The sequence below is a fragment of the Calothrix sp. PCC 6303 genome (assembly GCF_000317435.1).
In the GTDB taxonomy this organism is placed as follows: Bacteria; Cyanobacteriota; Cyanobacteriia; order Cyanobacteriales; family Nostocaceae; genus PCC-6303.
The window spans coordinates 184603-206592 of record NC_019751.1; the positions used below are offsets into that span (position 1 = coordinate 184603).

The window sequence follows — 21990 nt, forward strand, 5'->3', positions numbered from 1 at the left end:
ATGATGTATTGAATTACCCTACAACCGCTGGATATTGTTTCAACACCTGCTTCAAATAACTCCCGGTGTAGGATTTTTTATTTTTTGCCACATCTTCGGGTGTTCCCACGGCAATAATTTCTCCTCCTTTATCCCCTCCCTCTGGTCCCAAATCTACTATCCAATCGGAACAACGAATTACATCTAAATTATGCTCAATTAGGAGTACAGAATTACCTTTGTCTACCAACCTTTGCAATACATCCAAAAGTTTATGGACATCATAAAACGATAAACCTGTAGTTGGTTCATCGATTAAATAGAGTGTTTTTCCAGTTGCGCGTCTGGATAATTCTGTCGCTAACTTAATCCGCTGTGCTTCACCACCAGATAAAGTTGTTGCAGGTTGTCCAAGTTGAATATATCCTAAACCAACATCCAATAATGTTTGGAGTTTGACGACAGCTTTAGGAATATTAGTAAAAAATTCCAATGCTTCTTCAACTGTCATATTCAAGACATCAGCAATTGATTTATCTTTGTATTTTACCTGTAGGGTTTCCCGATTATATCTGGCACCTTTACAAACTTCGCATTGGACATATACATCAGGGAGAAAATTCATCTCGATGACGTTGACACCCTGACCACTACAGGCTTCGCAACGTCCACCCTTAACATTAAAAGAGAATTGTCCAGGTTTATAACCTCGTGCTTTTGCTTCGATTGTTTGGGAGAAAACATCACGAATAATATCAAAAACACCTGTATATGTGGCAGGATTAGAACGAGGTGTCCGTCCAATTGGTGATTGATCGATAACTATGGCTTTATCAATTGCATTGAGTCCTTGAATGCCATCAATATCTTTGGGAAATGGAACTCTTTTGGTAATGTGATGTTGTAGTGCTGGATAAAGTAATTCGTTAATTAATGTTGACTTCCCAGAACCAGATACACCTGTCACACTTACAAGTCTGCCTAAAGGAATATCAACACTGATATTTTGGAGGTTGTTACGATTAGCATTTTTAATCATTAAGCTTAAGCCATTTCCTTCCCGTCTTTTGGTTGGGGTTTGGATGACTCTTCTACCTGATAAATATGCACCTGTAAGGGAGTTCTCTGCTGTTAATAAAGACTCCAAATCGCCTTGGGAAACAATATTTCCGCCATGCATCCCTGCACCGGGACCAATATCCACCACATAATCGGCAGCACGGATGGTTTCTTCATCATGTTCCACCACAATTAGGGTATTTCCCAAATCGCGGAGTCGGGTGAGGGTTTTGAGTAATCGTCCGTTATCCCGTTGATGTAAACCGATGCTGGGTTCATCTAAAACATACAATACCCCTGTTAACCCGGAACCAATTTGTGTTGCTAGTCGGATGCGTTGTGCTTCACCACCGGAAAGGGTCATTGCTGGACGGTCAAGACTGAGGTAATCTAAACCAACATCGAGGAGAAATTTTAATCTGGCTTTGACTTCTCGTAAAACTAACTCGGCAATTTGAGCTTGACGGGGATTTAGTTTTAGGGTTTCAATTCGATCTTGAGCGTCACGAATTGACACACTGGTAAAGTCCAAAATCCCGTATTTGCCCAATTTTACAGCTAAAGCTTCCGGTTTTAGGCGCTTTCCATGACAAACTGGACAAGCTTGATCTACTAAATATTGTTCTAATTTTTGTTTAATTAACTCAGAGCCACCTTCATACTGCCGCTGTAAGATGGGGAGGACACCGCGAAAAATCGGAATTTTTTTCCCTTTCTCGTCATCTTGGGGTTTTGTCTCCTTTGATTCTCCGTTGAGAATAGTTTCCCGCTGTTCGTCGGTGAGTTTACTCCACTGGGTTTGTAACTCGAAGTTGTGGGTTTGTCCTAAACTATAAAGTAGTTCTAAGTAATAGGAATTTTCCTTTTCTGACCAGGGTGCGATCGCTGCGTAGACAGGAGCCTCTGGATTTGGTACAACTAACTCTGGAGAAAACCGCTTTAATGTCCCAATTCCATGACAATTTGGACAAGCACCATAGGGGGAGTTGAAGGAAAATAACCTTGGTGATAGTTCTTCCATAACTGCACCATGTTCGGGACAGGCAAAGTTTTCGGAAAATACTAATTCCTGATCTTCTGTCTCTTCCCTGTCTGCTTCAGGCGTATAAAGTATTACCGCTATACCTTCCGAAAGCTTCAGGCATGTAGAGAGAGAATCCACCAAACGCTCTTGAAGTCCGTCTTTTTTCACCAACCGATCGATAACAACTTCGATGGTATGGGTAATATTTTTATCTAGTTCAATGGAATCCGAAAGCTCCCGAATTTCCCCATCAATGCGAACCCGCACAAAACCTTGGGAAGCTAAACCCGAAACTAGCTTTTTGTGGGTACCTTTTTTCCCTCTAACTACGGGTGCGAGAATTTGAAACTTAGTCCGTTCTGGCAACTCCATAATTCGATCAACCATTTCATCAATGGTTTGCGGAGCGATATTGCGATCGCATATGGGACAATGGGGTTCACCAGCCCGCCCAAACAGCAACCGCATGTAATCATAAATTTCGGTGACTGTACCGACGGTTGAACGCGGGTTATGGGAAGTAGACTTTTGATCGATGGAAATCGCTGGACTTAAACCCTCGATTGCTTCCACATCGGGTTTATTTAACTGTCCTAAAAACTGTCGTGCATAAGCACTAAGAGATTCAACGTATCTACGTTGTCCCTCGGCAAAAATCGTATCAAAGGCAAGGGAGGACTTACCAGAACCGGAAACACCAGTAAAAACAATTAACTGGTCCCTGGGAATTTCCAAATCAACATTCTTCAGATTGTGCTGTCTAGCACCCCTAATCCGAATCATATTAGAGTTGTCATGGGTCAACTTCGGGGGGTTTCCGTTCGAGGATGCAGCAAACTGAGTTTCTGACATATCGGCGGTTGAAATGTGGGAGGCAAGGCGAAACAGTTCTTAATAGTACCACTACTCTCTGGGCTATGGCATGAAAATCATTCCAACTTTCAAAAATCTAACAGATTAGATTCAAGTTTATAACTAGAGATACTCACAAATTCAGTCTTTTAGGAGAGGGTGAGATAATTCTTCAGTGCTAGTCCCTCAACTCTAATCTTCCCGATTGTAGGCAATTCCCAAAGCTGCGGGGGGTGCGGATTTTTTCACCAAGCCAACTAAAGCTAGCAATGCGACTACATAAGGCAGCATAATTAGAAATTGATAGGGTATATTCACTCCTAAAGCTTGAATTCGTAACTGTAAAGCCTCGGTAGCACCAAATAACAAACTTGCCAACCCACAACCTAAAGGGTGCCATTTACCAAAGATTAAAGCTGCGATCGCAATAAATCCTTTTCCCGCAGTCATTCCTTCAGCAAAGTATTTTATCTGTACTAAACTCAAGTAAGCTCCCCCCAAGCTTGCCAGACAACCACTTGTGATTACTGCTAAATAACGTACCTTCATGACTGAAATTCCTGTAGTCTCAACAGCTTGTGGATATTCTCCCACCGCACGTAAGGTTAAGCCGGGGCTGGAATAAAACAAAAAGTATGTACTAAAAGTAATTAATAATATCAGTAAATATACTAAAGCATCTTGCTGAAAGAAAAGCTCACCAATCACAGGTATATTTGCGAGTCCCGGAATTTTAAATGCTCCAATTGCCGCTAATTTTTGGGCGCTACCACCAGCGAATACCAGCCTTGCCAAAAATGATGTTAATCCAGATGCTACCAAGTTAATTGCCAATCCAGATACCAACTGATTAACCCCCAAACTCACGCATAAGTAAGCATGGAGTAACCCCAGCATACCCCCAGTAATTACAGCAGCCATCACTCCGAGCCAGGGATTATTTGTATAAAAAGTGGCGGCAGCACTAGAAAAAGCACCAGTTAATAGCATTCCTTCCAAGGCTATATTTAACACTCCTCCGCGCTCGGAATACATTCCACCTAAAGCTGCAAAGGCAATGGGAACCGCTAAACGAATGCTAGCTGCTAGGTAATCTGTGAAAAAACTTAGGTTATCATTCATCAAAATAACTGAAGTAGTTGTATGTTCGAGCAATCGGCAATCTCAATTGGCTATAATTACTGTATATGTCATACAAGTATTACAATGCTGTCTGTAAGATTAGATCCTGAAACCGAGCAACAATTGGCTGATATCCTCAGTCACGAAGGAGATATCAACCGCAGTGATTTGATTAAACGGCTAATTAAGGAACGATGGTTAACCCTCGACTTAGATAGGACGTTTGTTCAAAGAAGAGGTGGACATCCTCAGCATCTTTTAGAAGATGCACCCCCTGATTTGTCGGAACGAAGGACACGGAAACAAGCGATCGCTGACTATCTCAAACATCGGCACTCATGACTTATAATTCCCTTATCCTCATTGACAGTGGAATTTTAACAGCTTATTACAGTGCTACTGACAATTATCACCTGGAAGTTTGTCGCTTTTTAGAAAGTTGTACCAGTCGGTTAATTACTACTCATAGCTGTGTTACGGAAGTTATGTGGTTACTCAGTTCTAATTGGCGGACTCAAAATGAATTTTTGTTGGATTTGGCAAAGGAACTCTACGAATGTGTACCTCTATTACCACAAGATTTCACTCGGATTGCAGAACTAAATGCTCAATATGCAGACTTGCCAGGAGATTTTGCCGATTTAAGTCTAATTGCCATTTCCGAGCGGTTAGATATTAGTGCCATCGCTACTTTAGATAGCGACTTTGATATCTATCGACGTTATCGTCAACAGCCTTTTGAAAGAGTTTTTCATCCCTCTTTTTAAAAAACTTAAAAAAAATCCCTAGCAAGTTATTTTGTCTATTTTAGGGCGATCGCATTTAATAATTCTACAAATTTACTATTTATAGCCATATATCCCTGTTGATTTAAATGCAACTCGTCAGAGCGATATTTTTCTAACACCATGCCCTGGTTATCTGCAAGAATAGGAAAGGTATCGAACACTATGGTTTTGTTATCAGCTAATGTAGCGATGTAGGTATTTACTTCTTTCACTGCCTTACCTACATCATCCGACCAAAAGGGTTTACGCTGTAGTGGGACTTCACCTACCGGGAAAATAGTCGTCACGATTACAGTTGCACCAAGATTTTTTGAATCTTCTACAATTCGCCGAATATTTGCTTTACAGTTTCTAATAATAGTATCTCGACGATCGGGAAATAAAGCAACATTTTTTAAATCGTTGATACCAATTTGAATAACTACTAGATTGGGTTTTAAGGAACTAACATGAGATGAAAATCTTTCAAGAGATTGAACTGAAGTTTGAGACGAAATCCCCCGATTAATAAACTCATATTCCTTCACATTGGGAGATATCCAACCGAATGCTCTGGAATCACCGAAGAAAACTACACGCAAAGAACGGGTATTCGTTGCTTCTGAAGAATTGATGGGGTGATATGTCAATCCTAAAGGGTCTAAACGTACTTGGTTGACTTCGAGGTAATATTTTTTGGCTTGGTTATAAAGAACAAAATTTAGAAAAATTGAACTTCCCAGTATTGTTAATACTAGAGCGCTCAAAATAACATTAAGTTTACGAAGTTTCATGTTTTTCGGTTTTGAGTTGCAAGTTATCACAAATTATCAGAACTTACGCACTAGTAGAGTACGGCGGAAATGAACCAACCATTCTAAAGTTACAAAAAGCTTCTAAAATAGGCTTTATTCCTTCTGCCCTTCGACAAGCTCAGGGTAACACCTTCTGCCTACTTACTTCTGCCTTCACGTACTAACTAAGAGGGTTGGAATATCTAGATTCCAAAGCCAAAGCAATAGCAATAAACAACATCGTCAACCCCTGAATCGCAAACACAACAGTTACCGGAACACCTGCGCTACGCTGGATGACATTCGCACCACTCCGCAAAGCGGCAAAAAATAAAGAAGTCAACACCACACCCAGAACATTACCACGACTGAGAAACCCAATAGCGATCGCATCAAAGCCGTAACCGGGTGAAACTTCTTCAAATAAGCGATATTTCAACCCCATAACTTCACAACTACCAGCCAATCCAGCTAATCCACCCGCTAAAGTCATTACCAAGATAATAGTTCGCTGTACGGAAATACCAGCATAAGCAGAAGCAATTGGGTTAAATCCCACCGCAGTAATTTGATAACCGAAAGGAGTTCGCTGCAAGAATATCCATAAAATTACCGCTATGATTATTCCTAAGAAAATACCTCCATGGGCTAAACTTCCGGGTAAAATCGGTAACTGTGCTGATTTAGCAATCAATGGGGAATAGGGGCTAGGTGCATTGACTTCTTTCAAAGGGTTCTGCACCAAATAACTAACTAGATTTATCGCAATATAATTGAGCAACAAGGTTGTAATTACTTCATTGACACCCCGCACCGCTTTTAAGTAACCAGGAATCCCACCCCAAACCGCACCAAATAGACATCCTACCAACAATCCTAAAGGTATATGAATCAGTGCTGGTAAACCTTTGATGTATAACCCAACTAAAGCGCTTCCCAAAGCACCCAGATAAATTTGCCCTTCCCCACCAATATTAAATTGTCCCGCTCGCAATGCTACCAATACTCCCAAACTGCTAAATAATAGGGGAGTCATTTTGTTGAGGGTATTACCAAAACCATAATAGTCAAAAAGCGATTCCTGAAACAGGGCTGTATATGCTGTAATCGGGTTTGCACCTGCGATTAAAATCAGAATTGCACCTACAAGTAAAGCAGATGCGATCGCAATTATGGGGGAAATAATTGGGAGTAGCTGAATGCGTTTAGTTATTGTCATGTATCATGTGGGAATTTTGGATTTGCCGAATCCAAATTTTAATTAATCAGTGAATTTTCAGCTTGCACTAGAAACAAAATTGTACTTGCGGTCATATTAAGCTGGTAAGATGCAAAATATTCTGGTACTGTAATTTGTTGGGAGCCTTGACCATGCCCTCCCAGTTTATTTCTAATAGTAGAAATACCACTTTCAAGATTTTGTCTGAGTGTCGAAAATTGGGTTTCTAAGTAAGTAGGGATAAGATTATTTTGGAAGCAAATGCTAATCAATTTTTTGGCAGTATCTGTAGATTCATATTTCCAGCCTTGGTGTTCACAAATAGTTTTCATTGTGCTTTCCAAGGCTTTGAGACAGTCATTGAGGCATTCTTTATAACGCTTATGTCTGTAGTGTTCGTGTGCTTGTAAAAATTCCTCATTTGCACCCTTAAACCTCTCATCGTTAAGTAAGTGCAAAACTGGCTTTACTGCATTATTATGAATAATCTGGGAATCTACTCTGATAATTTTTCCAGATTCAAACTGATAACCTACTCCATGTTCTTTAAACCTAGCGTTTAACTCTTCTAGGGCTTCGTCAGGTGTAATTTTACCATAATACGTTTTTTCTCCTTGCCTATCACAGACATAGATCACCAAAAAACTTAATTCTACAACATCAAGAACTTCTTCTGTATTGCTAGTAGATAGTAGAAATTGGATTAGATCTTTAGCATAATACTCTTCATTTTCCAACAATGGCAATTTTACAAGATAAAATTTGCCATATTCACGACATAAAGTTTCATGAATCCACTGGTAATCTTTTTGAGTTTTCGGATGTTTATTGTCTCCCAGTGCATCATTCATAATATGAACAATTTGTACCCTCAGTGGGTCAGGAATATTATCATATTGGTAAATGTCAGGTACTTCTCCTCGAAGGATTTTTTGACGTTTAGAGAAAATATCAAAAGGCATAATTAACAGTATTAAACAATACAATACTTTTATACTACAACAGTGTAATAAAAATGTGTATCGTGGTTATAAAATTAGTTTTTATCACCCTATTCCCTGCTTGTTCCACTTCCTCCCATTAACAAACCAACTTCCTCGACTGTTGCTGTGTTCGCATCCAACAAACCGACAAACTCACCTTGATACATTACTGCAATGCGACGACGCGATCGCAATTAGGGACTAGCGTCAAAATAAAGTACCAGATAAAAACTCTGAATCGAGTATAAAACGGTAAAGTCTGATTGGTATATCGGTATATTATTTAATTGCAAGTCCCTTACGGGGGAAACAAGTGAGAGTAGCTGAATAAGTTTAGTTATTCTCATACATCATGTGGGAATTTTGGCTTGAGAAAAGCCATTACAACTGCCGTGCAGGTATTTGTCAAGTCTAAACCCGCTACCTCACTGCATAAGCATAAGCGATCGCTCTGTATTACTAAACATAGCCTAATAGAAGTAAGTCCTGTAATTATGATTCACCACATTTCTATTTCTGCCCAAAACCCTCAACATGTTGCAAGTGTTCTAGCAGAAGTTGTCAAAGGTCAAGCAGCCCCTTTCCCACCCCATCCAGGAAGCTATATGGTCGTCGCACTCGATGAGTATGGCACTGGGATTGAAGTTTACCCTTCAGGGTCTGAAATCTTGCCTGGAACTGCATTAGATTCTTGCCATTTTGTCCACAATCCCCATACTTCTCGGTTTACAGCAACACACGCTGCTATTTCCGTTCCAACAAGTCAAGCTGAGATTGAAGAAATTGGTTCTCGTGAAGAATGGCGTGTTGTGCGTTGTAACCGCGATTCTATCTTTGATGTGATGGAATTTTGGGTAGAAAACAGTTTAATGATCGAATTTCTCACCCCAGAAATGGCACACCAGTACCTAGCCTTTACCCAACAACATGATGCTCTAAAATCCTTTTTAACTCAATCAGCAGAAGCAGTTTCATAACAGTTAGTTTGCATGAATTAAGTATATGCAATGCCTGCGGGTACAAGCGATACAACATCGCACTGTCATCAAAAATTGAGAAGATGCTGGTCGCTTCCCACCAAATAAAACATGCGGATTCTTTTTACTTTTTTAGCAACATAGGGGGGTCTAATTCACCTTTCCAAAACAGACTCATTACTCATTACTCATTACTTATTTGTTAACCTCCCCCCCATTAACAAACCAACTTCCTCGATTGTTGCTGTGTTCGCATCCAACAAGCCGACAAACTCACCTTGATACATTACTGCAATGCGATCGCTAATTGCCATGACCTCTTGTAATTCCGTTGAAATATATATAATTGCCGCTCCCCGTTTTCTTGCTGCTAATAATCTCTGCTGTACTGTTTCGGTTGCTCCCACATCCAAACCTCGCGTCGGCTGCATAGCAACAATTAATACAGGTTCGTCAGTTAATTCCCTAGCTAAAACTACTTTTTGTTGATTACCTCCCGATAACTGACTTACCTTGACATCACAACCCGTTGCTCGAATATCAAACTCTTCAATCGCAAAGGTTGCGCGATTTTTAATTGCTTTGGTTTGTAATAAAAAATTATGTGAATACGGTAATTTTTTAAAAGCTTTCAAAATCAAATTTTGGGCGATATCATACTGCAATATCAAACCTGTTTTGTGTCTATCTTCGGGAATGTAACCTATATTTGAGGTATTATGACTAAATTTAATCTTCCCTTTCTTGACTTTTTGCAATCCTGCTAAAGCATCTGCTAATTCTCGCTGTCCATTTCCATCTACCCCAGCGATGCCTAATATTTCTCCCTCCTGCAATTCAAAAGATATATTCTGTACCGCTGTTACACCTCTATCATCAACTACTTGTAAATTCTCCACTGATAAAACTACTTTTCCTGGTTGTACGGGAGATTTATTTAACTGCAAACAAACTTCTCTCCCAACCATTAATGCTGATAGTTCATCGGAAGTGGTTTCTTGAATATTCCTATTTGCGACGACTTTTCCCTGTCGTAATACCGTCACCCTATCACAAAGATTCATTACCTCTTCTAGCTTATGACTAATAAAAATGATTGTCTTTCCATCGACTGCAAGTTGACGGAGAATTTGCATTAAAGACTTTGTTTCTAATGGTGTTAAAACAGCCGTTGGTTCATCAAGAATCAATAACTTTGCTCTGCGATAAAGAACCTTGAGGATTTCTACTCTTTGTTGTGTTTCTACTGGTAAATCTCCAACTTTTGTGATTGGATTAACACCTAATCCATAATATTGTGACAAATCTGCTACTTTTCGTTGTTTGTGTTTAAGATTTAACCGCCAATTTCTCTCAACTCCTAAAATAATATTCTCTGTAACACTTAGCTGGGGAACTAACATAAAATGTTGATAAATAGTACCAATGCCAAGTTGGATAGCTGAATTAGTAGATGTGATATTTACAGATTTATCATCTAAATAAATTTGACCACTATCAGCTTGATAAAGACCGCTAATGATATTCATTAATGTGGTTTTACCTGCACCATTTTCTCCTAAGATGGCGTGAATACTTCCCGATGCGATCTCAAGGCTAATATTATCATTGGCGATGAAAGATTTGAAAGATTTTGTGATTCCCTCTAAGCGTAAATATGTCATTTTATTAAACCTCATCCATGTTAAAAACTGTAGAGATTTAGCATTGCTAAACCCCTAAGAAAGGCATATTTTTAAAAATTAGATCTAATTATGCTCGTAGTAAAACTACCTTGCGAGAACGAATCTTACAGCGCAATATCAGTGGGTAAAAATGTGTAGAATCATAAGCCAATGCGTATGTTTTAATGTGATCATAATTTGGGGAATGAATATAGTTTTTAATTAATTGTGATTTTCTTATCTACTATTTCTTGTTTGACATTTAGCACCTTTTTCTGAATGTCTGCCGAAACCATATTTCCAAATTTACCTAAACTCAGAATATGTGATTGTTCTAAACCAATTTTATAAATATCACCTTTTAGTTGCTTATTTTTAGCCAATTTAGCAATATAAGCTATTGCTAATTCCATCCGTTTCACCGCACTAGTTAATACTGCTTTTGGAGCTAACTCTAATTGATCTTTGGTATTACCAAAAGCATAAATACCTTTTTCACTAGCTGTTTGTAAGACCGCAGGTGACGCATTATCTAACCATTGAAAAATCACATCATTTCCAGCAGAAATTAAGGCTAGTGTTGCTTCTTTTGCTTTAGCCGCGTCATTCCAATCTCCTGTAAAAGTAGAAGTAACTTTGATATTTGGATTAACTGACTTTGCCCCCAATTCCAAACCTTTTAATTCTTCTTGTGTTGCGGCAAATGCTTGTCCGGCAATATAAGCTAATTTATTTGATTTTGTCATGGAAGCAGCAATAATTCCACATAAATAGCTTGCTTGCAAATGATCTATACGTAAAGCTGCAATATTCTTTCCTTGAATTGCACCGTTAACTGCAATAAAAAAAGTATTGGGGAACTGGGGTGCTACTTGTTCAATTGCGGCATCAAATTGTCCACCATGGGAAAATACAACATTATATTTCTTACGGGCAAAATCTGTTAATATCTCTGTCTGATCAACTTGAGAAACTTTTTCGACAAAAGCAGTTTCTGCACCTAATTCTTGCTTCGCTAACTGTATCCCTTCATAACCAGACTGATTCCACGCTCTATCGGTAATTGCTCCCGGCAGTACTAACGCAATTTTGAAATTTGCTTCACCACCCGCATCTGTAGGTGTTGATGTTTGGTTATTGCTACAAGCTTTTAGTAGTAAAGTAGTACCAAAAACTGTGGAACTATACCAAATAAATTGACGACGACTAAAATTAATTGACATAATTAAGGTTAAAAACTTCTAACTCTTAATTAAAGTGGATAACCGACGCTAAAGTAAAATCTTTATCTTTTGTCAGTGATTAACTACAAGTTGCGTGGAACAGCCTTTTTAAAAACTCACTGACGGTAAAATTTGCCACATAAGCACAAATTAAGGTGCTAATTTTGGTCTAGTCTTGCTTAGTAGAAATATGCTTATTAGGCTTTCAATGGTGGTTGAGTCTGCTGAAACTAGGAATATCGCACTTAGTGTTAGTGAAGCGCAGCTAGTTGAGGACAGTCAAAACTAGCTTTATCGCATTCACAAAAGAAGAGCCTGAATTCGTGGTGAAAAAGCATAATAGAAGCATTGCTAGGCACAATGTAGCCTAGCACCCAATCTACTTACCAGGTGTAGATTCGTCAACTCTTAAATCTAACTAAAAATCGTGAGATTTGTACCATTTACGCTAGTTTTTCAGTCACAATGTCATTTGGCAGGAATCATTTTTTTGCTCTAGCAGCAGCAGCGCGTTGCTTTGTAGGGGGTTTTCGTTTGGTTGTTTGTGCCTTCACCACTGCCTCATTTGATGGTTTCTCTACCTTGGGCTTTGGCGGTCGGCAACGTTCACAATATAGTGGTTGTGATGGGAAACAAATACGCTCAGACACTAGATTGCATTCTTTGCAAACAAAACGATACACTTTCTGCCGAATCACGCGAACGTGAGCCTTAACAAAAATTTCCTTGCTTTCCACTTGTTTATTCCTTTGGATTTGGTAACTACTATGACTGATTCATCTGAGATTCTAAGGTTACTGATTACAGAACGCGATCGCTATATCTTAGAAGCCGCTGATATTGAGCGTCGTTTGTCTTTGATTAAGAATCAAGTTAACACCCTAGAAGCTCTATTATCAGGTTATGTCCAAGAAGACCAGATGTATCAATCTGTAGGACGATTATCTAATTTATCCTCTACACAAGCACTGCTTCAGGAGAGTACGCGGCAAGTTCCTCAAAATCAGGAGATATCACCACCATCAACAACTACCAAAGCATCTGTCTTTGGGGATGTTGATGTTTCTGATATTCCTAAACTTGCCATAACCCGAAAACCTGGCGCATTAGTGTTGCTACCCGAATATCGAGACTACTCTATCTTGAATGCAGTATTGATTCTGATGCGCCGCCACCCAGAGACTCACATGCATGTTGACGCAATTATACGTGATTTGTATGGAGACGGGTTAGATGCTAAAGAATTTAAAATGGCGAAAGCAACTGTAAGTAAAATGCTATCAACCGGAACCCAACAAGGGGTGTGGTATCGAGTTCTACATACTCAAGGCATGTATACTCTAAATTATGAAAAAGGAGTCACCACTAGAGCAGTTAAAAAAATGAGATAGGCAGAGGGCAAGGGGCAGGGGAAGCTGGGGAAGCTGGGGAGGATGGGAGACAAGGGGTAGGGAGAATGATGACTGTTCGCTGATTACTGATTACTGTTCGCTGATAACTGATTACTGTTCGCTGATAACTGATTACTGTTCACTGATTACTGGTAACTGATTTTATGGATTTATCAACTCCGGAAGCAGCTTGGCAATTGCCACCAGCACCAATCGCTCAAATTCTGAATGCATCACCACCCCCGACAGTCATCGTTTCTCCCAATCAATCATGGTTAGTGGAATTGGAACAACCTTCCCTAACTCCAATTGGAGAAATGGCAGAATTACAAGTACCTTTGGCTGGATTATTGCTAAATCCCCAAACAAATGCTCCTGCACGTCATCAGCCTTACCGCAATTTGAAAATTAAATCTGTTATTTCAGATACTGTTATTCCGGTAAGTTTACCAAGTAATCCCAAAATTGGTTTTTTGAAATGGTCTCCTGATAGCGAAAAATTATCCTTCACCTTGACTCAAGCTACAGGTTTAGAATTATGGGTTGTGGAACTTGCTACAGGTATCACTAAAAAACTCACTGAAGCAATTCTCAATGCTAGTTATGGAAGTCCCCAGCGTTGGTTAAATAATGATACGTTAATTTGTAAACTTATTCTTCCTGAACGTGGGGAAGCTCCCAAAAAACCCATTGTTCCAACTAAACCCATGGTGGAGGAAAATTTGGGTCGAAAAACACCCAGCCGCACCTATACTAATTTGTTGGAAACTCCCCACGACGAAGAATTATTTACCTATTATTTAACTTCTACTTTAGAAAAGATAACTCTTGATGGTCAGCGAACAACTTTACTAGAATCTGCTTTGATTCATGAAGCTAAAGCTTCACCTGATGGTAATTTTATTTTACTTACTACCATACATCGTCCGTTTTCCTATCAACTACCAGTTTCCTTTTTTCCAAAACAAATCCACATACTCGATAGTAGTGGAAAAACTCTGTATCAAGTGGCAGATTTACCCCTTGCAGATAATATATCTATTAAATTTGATGCTGTCAGAACCGGACGAAGGCGAGTAGTTTGGCGAAGCGATCGCGCTGCCACTGTATGCTGGTTAGAAGCGTTGGATGAAGGTGATCCGACTCAAAAAGTACCCCACCATGATGTTTTATTTTGTTTGGATGCACCTTTTACTTCACCCCCTGAACAAATTTGGCAAAGTGAATACCGTTTCCAACATGTCATTTGGGGAACAGAAGACATCGCAATTGTCTGGGAAAAATGGTACGACACCCGCAAACAAAGAATTTGGCAAATTAACCCATCCCAACCAAATATACCCCCGCAGCTTTTAAGCGATCGCAGTTTTGAAGATAAGTACCAAGATCCTGGTGTCCCCCTCTCAACTCCAGGAATTTATGGGCGTGATGTTTTGCGTTTTACAGCCGATGGCAAGGGTATTTACTTAAGTGGACGAGGTGCTTCACCACAAGGAATCTATCCGTTCATTGATACTCTTGATTTAGAAACCCAGTCAAAACAACGTTTATGGCAATGTCAAGACCCACACTTTGAATCAGTTGTAAGACTCTTAGACGACCAAGCCCAAACCATAATCACACGCCGTCAGTCACAAATAGAACCACCCAACTACTACCTAAAAACACCGAATCAGCCAGAAAAACTTCTCACCAACTACCAAGATCCTGCCCCCCAACTAGCCGGAATCCATAAAGAACTCGTCCAATATCAACGAGCAGATGGGGTGAAACTTTCCGCCACATTATACCTGCCCCCAGGTTACGATCAAAACCGCGATGGTGCTTTAGCAACGATGTTTTGGGTGTATCCAGAAGAATTCAAAGATCGGGAATTTGCGGGACAAGTAACAACCGCTACCAACACCTTTAGTCGTCCCATGGGTAGCTCAATATTATTTTTACTCACCCAAGGATATGCAGTGTTATCAGGTCCCAGCATCCCCATCGTCGGGGAAGGAGACACAGAACCAAATGATACCTACGTCGAGCAATTAATTGCTGGAACCCAAGCAGCAGTAGATTATGTCGTTAACCGGGGAATCGCCGATCCGCAACGTTTAGGAATAGGTGGACATTCCTACGGAGCATTTACCACCGTGAATCTATTAGCACATAGTAGCATCTTTAAAATGGGCATTGCTCGCAGTGGTGCATATAACCGCACCCTGACACCATTTGGCTTTCAAGGAGAACAAAGGAACTTTTGGGAAGCCATGGACACGTACATAAATATGTCGCCATTTACCCACTTAGAAAAAATCCAATCACCATTACTACTAATTCACGGCGAAAAAGACAGTAACCCCGGTACATATCCCCTGCAAACCGAACGTCTCTATGAAGCTTTAAAAGGCTTAGGTGCGACTGTTCGTTATTGTGTTCTCCCCTGCGAAGACCACAGTTATCGCTCAATAGAAGGAGTAAACCACGTATTATGGGAGATGGTGAACTGGTGCGATCGCTATCTCAAACCAAAGGCATAAATCCGGCATAATTATCTCGTCGGGTGCGTGACACCACAAAAAATCCTCAACTTAAAAAACGAACCTCTATCTTTGTCACGCACCAACAATTGGCACATTCTCAAAACCCAAATTAAGCCCCCAAAGTATTTATTTATGGTACAGGTTTCTTTAAAATCGTTAACCCTAAATGAATTCCTTCAACTTCCCGAAACCAAACCCCCTAGCGAATATATTAACGGCGAAATAATTCAAAAACCCATACCACAGGGAAAGCATAGTACACTTCGAGGAGAGTCTGTAACAGTCATCAATAATGTTGCCGAATCTCAGTCTATTGCTTTAGCGCTTCCAGAATTGCGCTGTACATTTAGCGGACGTTCCATCATCCCTGATGTTTCTGTGTTTACTTGGAATCGCATCCCCCTAGATGACAACGGAGATATTGCCAATGTCTTTACATCCTATCCTGATTGGACAATAGAAATTCTTTCACCCGATCAAAATCAAACCAAAGTCACCAACAATATCTTGCATTGTCTCAATGCAGGTTGTCAGATGGGTTGGTTAATTGATCCTGATGAGAAATCTCTTCTTGTTTATCCTGCTGGAAAACAACCAATATTCTGCCAAGAACCCCAACAATTAATTCCAGTTCCAGAGTTTATGGGGGATTTTCATCTTAGTATTCAAGAATTATTTAGCTGGTTAAAACCTGGCAATACTTAGCGCTTGATTTTGGACTCTGTGTGATTTTGTGAGGAAACTTTGCATAGTGAATGTAGTGCGAGTATCTCGCTCAGGTTAAAATAACTTCAAATTATTACCGGAATTTACTGAACAAAAAGTGTAAGTAAAGATTGCATCTGCATAATTAACTATGTAAAAACCCCATATAAATCTGGTAACAACCTCACACAATCCTACGTATCGAAGTTGAGCGGAACGTGAAAAAAATCTTGATTCTATCAGCGAATCCAACGAATACATCAAAGCTGCGTCTCGATGAAGAAGTACGGGAGATTCAGGCAGGATTGGAACGTGCTAAAAATCGAGATAAATTTGAAATTATTACTAAGTGGGCAGTACGTCCCGATGATTTGCGTCGTGCCCTTTTAGACTACGAACCGGAAATAGTCCATTTTTCTGGACATGGTTCAGGGGAAGATGGTTTAGTCTTAGAAAACGCTACAGGACAAATGCAGCTAGTCAGTACAAACTCGCTGGCAAGGCTATTTGGGTTATTTGAAAAAACTGAATGTGTTTTGTTAAATGCTTGTTACAGCGAAACTCAAGCAGAGGCAATTTTCCAACATGTCGATCGCGTGATTGGGATGAATCAGGCAATTGGGGATAGGGCAGCAATCGAGTTTGCAATAGGATTTTATGATGCTTTGGGTGCAGACCGCAACTATGATGATGCTTATGAGTTTGGTTGTAGTGCGATCGATTTAGAAGGTATCTCTGAGTCTGCAACCCCCGTATTAAAAAGTCGGCTAAAAAGTCGGATTATTGCGAATAATTCAAACTCCAACGGTAATGCTGTCAGCAATCCTGTCGAGAATGACAAACCAGCATTGGAAAACGGTAATATCCCCACATTAATATACCCTTTAGAAAATCCCGAAGGACAAGTTCCTCTCGAATCTTCTTTTTATATCGAACGTTTACCGATAGAAACTGATTGTTATCAAGAAATACTCAAACCTGGTTCCTTAATTCGTGTTAAAGCTCCGCGACAAATGGGAAAAACTTCTTTAATGTCGCGGATTCTCAATCATGCGACTCAAAAAGGTTTTCAAACAGCATCTTTGAATTTTCAAGAAGCTGATGCGGAGTTTCTCACGAGCATAGATGGATTTTTACGCTGGTTTTGCGGCAATATTTCTTACGAACTCAATTTGCCCGATAAATTGGATGACTTTTGGCAAGGGGTTTTAGGTAGCAAGAGTAAATCCACTAAATACTTCGAGCGGTATTTACTGCCAGAAATTCAGCATGGTATCGTTTTGGCTTTGGATGAAGTGGATGAGGTGTTTAAGCATCCAGAACTTGCGGCTGATTTTTTTGGTTTGTTGCGATCGTGGCACGAACGGGCAAAAAATGAGCCGATTTGGCAAAAACTGAGGTTGGTAATTGTCCATTCTAAAGAGGTTTATATTCCCCTAAATATCAACCAATCTCCTTTTAATGTGGGATTACCAATCGAACTACCAGAATTAACTCAGGTACAAGTAGAAGAACTGGTACAACGTCATGGAATTAATTGGACAGATAAGCAAGTTGAAAGATTAATGCAACTGGTAGGAGGACATCCTTACTTGGTGAGGGTTGCGTTATATGAAATTGCCCGTGACAGGATGAATTTAGAAGAGTTAATCCAAATTGCCCCAACCGAGGAAGGAATCTACAACGAGCATCTACGAAGACATTTGTTGAATCTAGGACAAGATTCAAATTTACTAGCTGCGGTGAAAAAAGTAGTTGTGGCAAAGCTTCCCGTCGATGTGGGAACAACGGAAGCATTTAAACTCCGCAGTATGGGATTAGTGAAATTTAAGGGGAATACAGTCACACCATTATGCGATTTGTATCGGCAGTATTTTTGCGATCGCTTGGGGATTAACTAATGAGTTTAACTCCTGTTCCCAATTATTCCTATCAAGTTGGGGGTACTTTACCTAGCGATGCTCCAACCTATGTGAAGCGACAAGCTGACGAGGAACTGTATGCAAGCTTGAAAGCGGGGGAATTTTGCTATGTTCTCAATTCCCGACAGATGGGAAAATCGAGTTTGCGAGTACAGACAATGAAACGATTGCAGCAAGAAGGAATTGCTTGTGCTGCCATCGATATTAGTGTAGTGGATGCGACTCCTGAACAATGGTATGCGGGGGTAATTGATAGTATTGCAACTGGCTTAAATTTATACCAGTTCGATATTGATGATTGGTGGAACGAAAACCACTTATTACCTTATGCACAGCGTTTTAGTAACTTTTTAGTCGAAATCGTTTTAGAGTCAATTAATACGCAAGTAATTATTTTTATCGATGAAATTGACAGTATTTTGAGCTTGCGATCGCAATTCAACACCGATGACTTTTTTGCCGCAATTCGAGAATTTTATAACCGTCGAGCAGATAACCCGAAATACAACCGCATTTCTTTTGCTTTGTTAGGGGTTTCCACACCTGCGGATTTAATTCAAGATAAATACCGTACACCCTTTAATATTGGGAGAGCGATCGCATTAGCAGGATTTGAGTTTGCGGAAGCACAACCACTCGCTCCAGGATTAGCAGAAATTGGTAATCCCCAAGCTTTGCTCCAAGCTGTTTTGGATTGGACAGGGGGACAGCCATTTTTGACCCAGAAGGTTTGTAAGTTGCTGTTGCAGGAATTAAAGAACCTCACCCCCAACCCCTCTCCGCAAGCGGAGAGGGGAGTAATTGAGCATATGGTTAGGGAAAGGGTGATTAAAAATTGGGAAAGCCAGGATGAACCAGAACATTTAAGGACGATACGCGATCGTATTCTGCAAAGTGGAGAACAGCGTACTGGTAGATTATTGGGTTTATGTCAGCAAATTATCCAGCAGAGGGGAATAGAGGCAGATGAAAGTTCCGAGCAAATGGAACTGCGGTTGACGGGGTTGGTGGTGAAGCGGGATGGAAAATTAAGAATTTATAACCGTATTTACGCGGAAGTATTTAACCAAGAATGGTGCGACAAAATCCTAGCAAAAATGCGTCCTTATTCTCAGGCTTTTAATGCTTGGGTAGCGGCAAATGGTGCAGATGAATCGCGTTTGTTGCGGGGAGAAGCTTTGCAGGATGCGCTAGTGTGGCGAATTGGCAAAAATTTGAGCCATTTGGATGAGCAGTTTTTAGCTGCTAGTCAGGAATTTGATAAGCGCAAAGTACAAAGTGCTTTGGATGCACAAACGGAAGCAAATCAAATTTTGATGGAAGCACAACAAAAAGCAGAATTAGCTTTAGAAGAAGAGAGGAACGCAAATCAGCGATTAGCCAAGGTACAACAAAAAACTCAGCGACAAATGAAGTTGGGGACTGTGGTGTTAGTTGTGTCTTTTGTGGGGGCAATTTTAGCTTTTGTTTTTGCTGTTGAATCTATACGTACCCGTCAAAATGCCCTCACAGCTACACGATTAGAGCAAGATGGGATAAATTTATTGCGGGTTTCTGAGAAAGGAAATCTTGATGATTTGCTGCTAGCGATGAAAGCTGGAAGGGAGTTGAAAAGTTTAGTTAAAGATAAAAAATCTTTAGCTGATTATCCTGCCTATAGTCCTATGTTTAGTTTACAGACGATTTTATTAAACATTCGCGAGAAAAATAGCTTGGAGGGGCATGAATCTGATGTCAGGAGCGTGGTTTACAGCCCAGATGGCAAAAACCTTGCTTCTGCAAGTCATGACAAGACCATCAAATTGTGGAATGTCGCCACAGGAAAAGTGATTTCCACCCTGACTGGGCATGAATCTGAGGTCAGGAGCGTGGTTTACAGCCCGGACGGCAAAACCCTTGCTTCTGCAAGTCGTGACAACACCATAAAATTGTGGAATGTCGCCACAGGAAAAGTGATTTCCACCCTGACTGGGCATAAATCTTATGTCAACAGCGTGGTTTTCAGCCGGGATGGCAAAACCCTTGCTTCTGCAAGTCATGACAAGACCATAAAATTGTGGAATGTCGCCACAGGAAAAGTGATTTCCACCCTGACTGGGCATAAATCTTATGTCAACAGCGTGGTTTTCAGCCGGGATGGCAAAACCCTTGCTTCTGCAAGTCATGACAAGACCATAAAATTGTGGAATGTCGCCACAGGAAAAGTGATTTCCACCCTGACTGGGCATAAATCTTCGGTCATCAGCGTGGTTTACAGCCCGGATGGCAAAACCCTTGCTTCTGCAAGTTGGGACAACATCACTGCAAGTTTGGACAAGACCATAAAATTGTGGAATGTCGCCACAGGAAAAGTGATTTCCACCCTGACTGGGCATGAATCTGATGTCAGGAGCGTGGTTTACAGCCCAGATGGCAAAACCCTTGCTTCTGCAAGTGCTGACAACACCATAAAATTGTGGAATGTCGCCACAGGAAAAGTGATTTCTACCCTGACTGGGCATGAATCTGATGTCAGGAGCGTGGTTTACAGCCCAGATGGCAAAACCCTTGCTTCTGCAAGTGCTGACAACACCATAAAATTGTGGAATGTCGCCACAGGAAAAGTGATTTCTACCCTGACTGGGCATGAATCTGAGGTCAGGAGCGTGGTTTACAGCCCGGATGGCAAAAACCTTGCTTCTGCAAGTGCTGACAACACCATAAAATTGTGGAATGTCGCCACAGGAAAAGTGATTTCTACCCTGACTGGGCATGAATCTGAGGTCAGGAGCGTGGTTTACAGCCCGGATGGCAAAACCCTTGCTTCTGCAAGTTGGGACAACACCATAAAATTGTGGAATGTCGCCACAGGAAAAGTGATTTCCAGCCTGACTGGGCATAAATCTGAGGTCAATAGCGTGGTTTACAGCCCGGATGGCAAAAACCTTGCTTCTGCAAGTGCTGACAACACCATAAAATTGTGGAATGTCGCCACAGGAAAAGTGATTTCTACCCTGACTGGGCATGAATCTGAGGTCAGGAGCGTGGTTTACAGCCCGGATGGCAAAACCCTTGCTTCTGCAAGTTGGGACAACACCATAAAATTGTGGAATGTCGCCACAGGAAAAGTGATTTCCACCCTGACTGGGCATGAATCTGTGGTCAATAGCGTGGTTTACAGCCCAGATGGCAAAACCCTTGCTTCTGCAAGTTGGGACAACACCATAAAATTGTGGAATGTCGCCACAGGAAAAGTGATTTCCACCCTGACTGGGCATGAATCTGAGGTCAACAGCGTGGTTTACAGCCCGGATGGCAAAACCCTTGCTTCTGCAAGTTGGGACAACACCATAAAATTGTGGAATGTCGCCACAGGAAAAGTGATTTCCACCCTGACTGGGCATGAATCTGTGGTCAATAGCGTGGTTTACAGCCCAGATGGCAAAACCCTTGCTTCTGCAAGTGCTGACAACACTATCAAATTGTGGAATTTGGATTTAGATAATTTACTAGCGCAGGGATGTGTGTGGTTGAAAGATTATTTAGCTAGCCATCCTGATAAGGCTAATGTCTGCCCTCGTTAATGATAAAATTAAATATAGAACCCCTCTCCATAGACGCGAAGCGGCTTCCCACAGGGTACCTCTCCCCGATGCGGCTACGGTGTACACACAAGTCTTTTAGAGTTGCCTACCAGGCTTTTCGATCCCCCAACCCCCTAGCTCTTTCAGAGCGGCTTCGCCAAGAAAAAGGGGGCAGAATACCTCTCAAAGTCCCCCTTTTTAAGGGGGATTTAGGGGGA

17 protein-coding genes are annotated in these 21990 nt (G+C 40.8%); 8 read left to right on the forward strand and 9 right to left on the reverse strand.

Features of this window, described 5'->3' with window-relative positions; translation table 11 throughout:
• Positions 1 to 13: 13 nt before the first annotated feature.
• Both uvrA and CAL6303_RS00765 read right to left on the reverse strand, forming a co-directional pair.
• Positions 14 to 2914 carry an excinuclease ABC subunit UvrA gene (uvrA, locus tag CAL6303_RS00760; RefSeq protein ID WP_015195924.1) on the reverse strand — a complete coding sequence of 967 codons (2901 nt, stop codon included), beginning with the start codon at positions 2912 to 2914 and terminating at the stop codon, positions 14 to 16.
• 192 nt (positions 2915 to 3106) lie between these two features.
• Positions 3107 to 4036 (reverse strand): ABC transporter permease, encoded by a 930-nt coding sequence (locus tag CAL6303_RS00765; protein WP_015195925.1) that lies wholly within the window; start codon positions 4034 to 4036, stop codon positions 3107 to 3109.
• 84 nt (positions 4037 to 4120) lie between these two features.
• Between CAL6303_RS00765 and CAL6303_RS00770 the strand changes: the two genes are divergently transcribed.
• Positions 4121 to 4378 carry a hypothetical protein gene (locus tag CAL6303_RS00770; RefSeq protein ID WP_041738899.1) on the forward strand — a complete coding sequence of 86 codons (258 nt, stop codon included), beginning with the start codon at positions 4121 to 4123 and terminating at the stop codon, positions 4376 to 4378.
• Positions 4375 to 4803 (forward strand): type II toxin-antitoxin system VapC family toxin, encoded by a 429-nt coding sequence (locus CAL6303_RS00775; protein ID WP_015195927.1) that lies wholly within the window; start codon positions 4375 to 4377, stop codon positions 4801 to 4803. Before CAL6303_RS00770 ends, CAL6303_RS00775 begins: the two co-directional genes overlap by 4 nt.
• Positions 4804 to 4838: 35 nt before the next feature.
• Here the strand turns inward: CAL6303_RS00775 and CAL6303_RS00780 are convergent, their stop codons facing one another.
• The 4 genes from CAL6303_RS00780 to CAL6303_RS31350 all read right to left on the reverse strand — a co-directional run bounded on the left by CAL6303_RS00780 (position 4839) and on the right by CAL6303_RS31350 (position 7993).
• A complete protein-coding gene (locus tag CAL6303_RS00780; protein ID WP_015195928.1) occupies positions 4839 to 5597 on the reverse strand; it encodes an SGNH/GDSL hydrolase family protein in 759 nt (252 codons plus the stop codon).
• Between the two features lie 181 nt (positions 5598 to 5778).
• Positions 5779 to 6816, reverse strand: a complete 1038-nt coding sequence (locus tag CAL6303_RS00785; RefSeq protein ID WP_015195929.1) for an ABC transporter permease — start codon at positions 6814 to 6816, stop codon at positions 5779 to 5781.
• A gap of 38 nt (positions 6817 to 6854) precedes the next feature.
• On the reverse strand, positions 6855 to 7778 hold the full coding sequence (locus CAL6303_RS00790; protein ID WP_015195930.1) for an STM4504/CBY_0614 family protein: 924 nt from the start codon (positions 7776 to 7778) through the stop codon (positions 6855 to 6857).
• 89 nt (positions 7779 to 7867) lie between these two features.
• Positions 7868 to 7993 carry a hypothetical protein gene (locus CAL6303_RS31350; RefSeq protein WP_255348442.1) on the reverse strand — a complete coding sequence of 42 codons (126 nt, stop codon included), beginning with the start codon at positions 7991 to 7993 and terminating at the stop codon, positions 7868 to 7870.
• A gap of 300 nt (positions 7994 to 8293) precedes the next feature.
• On the opposite strand from CAL6303_RS31350, the gene CAL6303_RS00795 reads away from it, so the two are divergent.
• Complete coding sequence (locus tag CAL6303_RS00795; protein WP_015195931.1) at positions 8294 to 8776, forward strand: hypothetical protein; 483 nt, start codon at positions 8294 to 8296, stop codon at positions 8774 to 8776.
• A 191-nt stretch (positions 8777 to 8967) separates the two neighbouring features.
• On the opposite strand, the gene CAL6303_RS00800 is transcribed toward CAL6303_RS00795, so the two are convergent.
• The 3 genes from CAL6303_RS00800 to CAL6303_RS00810 form a co-directional block, all read right to left on the reverse strand.
• The gene (locus tag CAL6303_RS00800) at positions 8968 to 10440 is read right to left on the reverse strand and encodes an ABC transporter ATP-binding protein (protein WP_015195932.1); all 1473 of its coding nucleotides are present in this window, start codon (positions 10438 to 10440) and stop codon (positions 8968 to 8970) included.
• A 218-nt stretch (positions 10441 to 10658) separates the two neighbouring features.
• A complete protein-coding gene (locus CAL6303_RS00805; RefSeq protein WP_015195933.1) occupies positions 10659 to 11663 on the reverse strand; it encodes a BMP family protein in 1005 nt (334 codons plus the stop codon).
• 482 nt (positions 11664 to 12145) lie between these two features.
• On the reverse strand, positions 12146 to 12400 hold the full coding sequence (locus CAL6303_RS00810; RefSeq protein WP_015195934.1) for a hypothetical protein: 255 nt from the start codon (positions 12398 to 12400) through the stop codon (positions 12146 to 12148).
• A gap of 30 nt (positions 12401 to 12430) precedes the next feature.
• On the opposite strand from CAL6303_RS00810, the gene CAL6303_RS00815 reads away from it, so the two are divergent.
• From CAL6303_RS00815 to CAL6303_RS00835, 5 genes are all read left to right on the forward strand, one after another.
• The gene (locus CAL6303_RS00815) at positions 12431 to 13054 is read left to right on the forward strand and encodes a hypothetical protein (RefSeq protein ID WP_015195935.1); all 624 of its coding nucleotides are present in this window, start codon (positions 12431 to 12433) and stop codon (positions 13052 to 13054) included.
• Between the two features lie 164 nt (positions 13055 to 13218).
• Complete coding sequence (locus CAL6303_RS00820; RefSeq protein ID WP_015195936.1) at positions 13219 to 15579, forward strand: alpha/beta hydrolase family protein; 2361 nt, start codon at positions 13219 to 13221, stop codon at positions 15577 to 15579.
• A 135-nt stretch (positions 15580 to 15714) separates the two neighbouring features.
• Positions 15715 to 16287: a Uma2 family endonuclease gene (locus CAL6303_RS00825; protein WP_041740060.1), complete on the forward strand. Its 573-nt coding sequence runs from the start codon at positions 15715 to 15717 to the stop codon at positions 16285 to 16287.
• Positions 16288 to 16505: 218 nt separating this feature from the next.
• Complete coding sequence (locus CAL6303_RS00830; protein ID WP_015195938.1) at positions 16506 to 18188, forward strand: AAA-like domain-containing protein; 1683 nt, start codon at positions 16506 to 16508, stop codon at positions 18186 to 18188.
• Positions 18188 to 21772 carry an AAA-like domain-containing protein gene (locus CAL6303_RS00835; protein ID WP_015195939.1) on the forward strand — a complete coding sequence of 1195 codons (3585 nt, stop codon included), beginning with the start codon at positions 18188 to 18190 and terminating at the stop codon, positions 21770 to 21772. The genes CAL6303_RS00830 and CAL6303_RS00835 overlap by 1 nt, the downstream gene beginning before the upstream one ends.
• Positions 21773 to 21990: the final 218 nt, after the last annotated feature.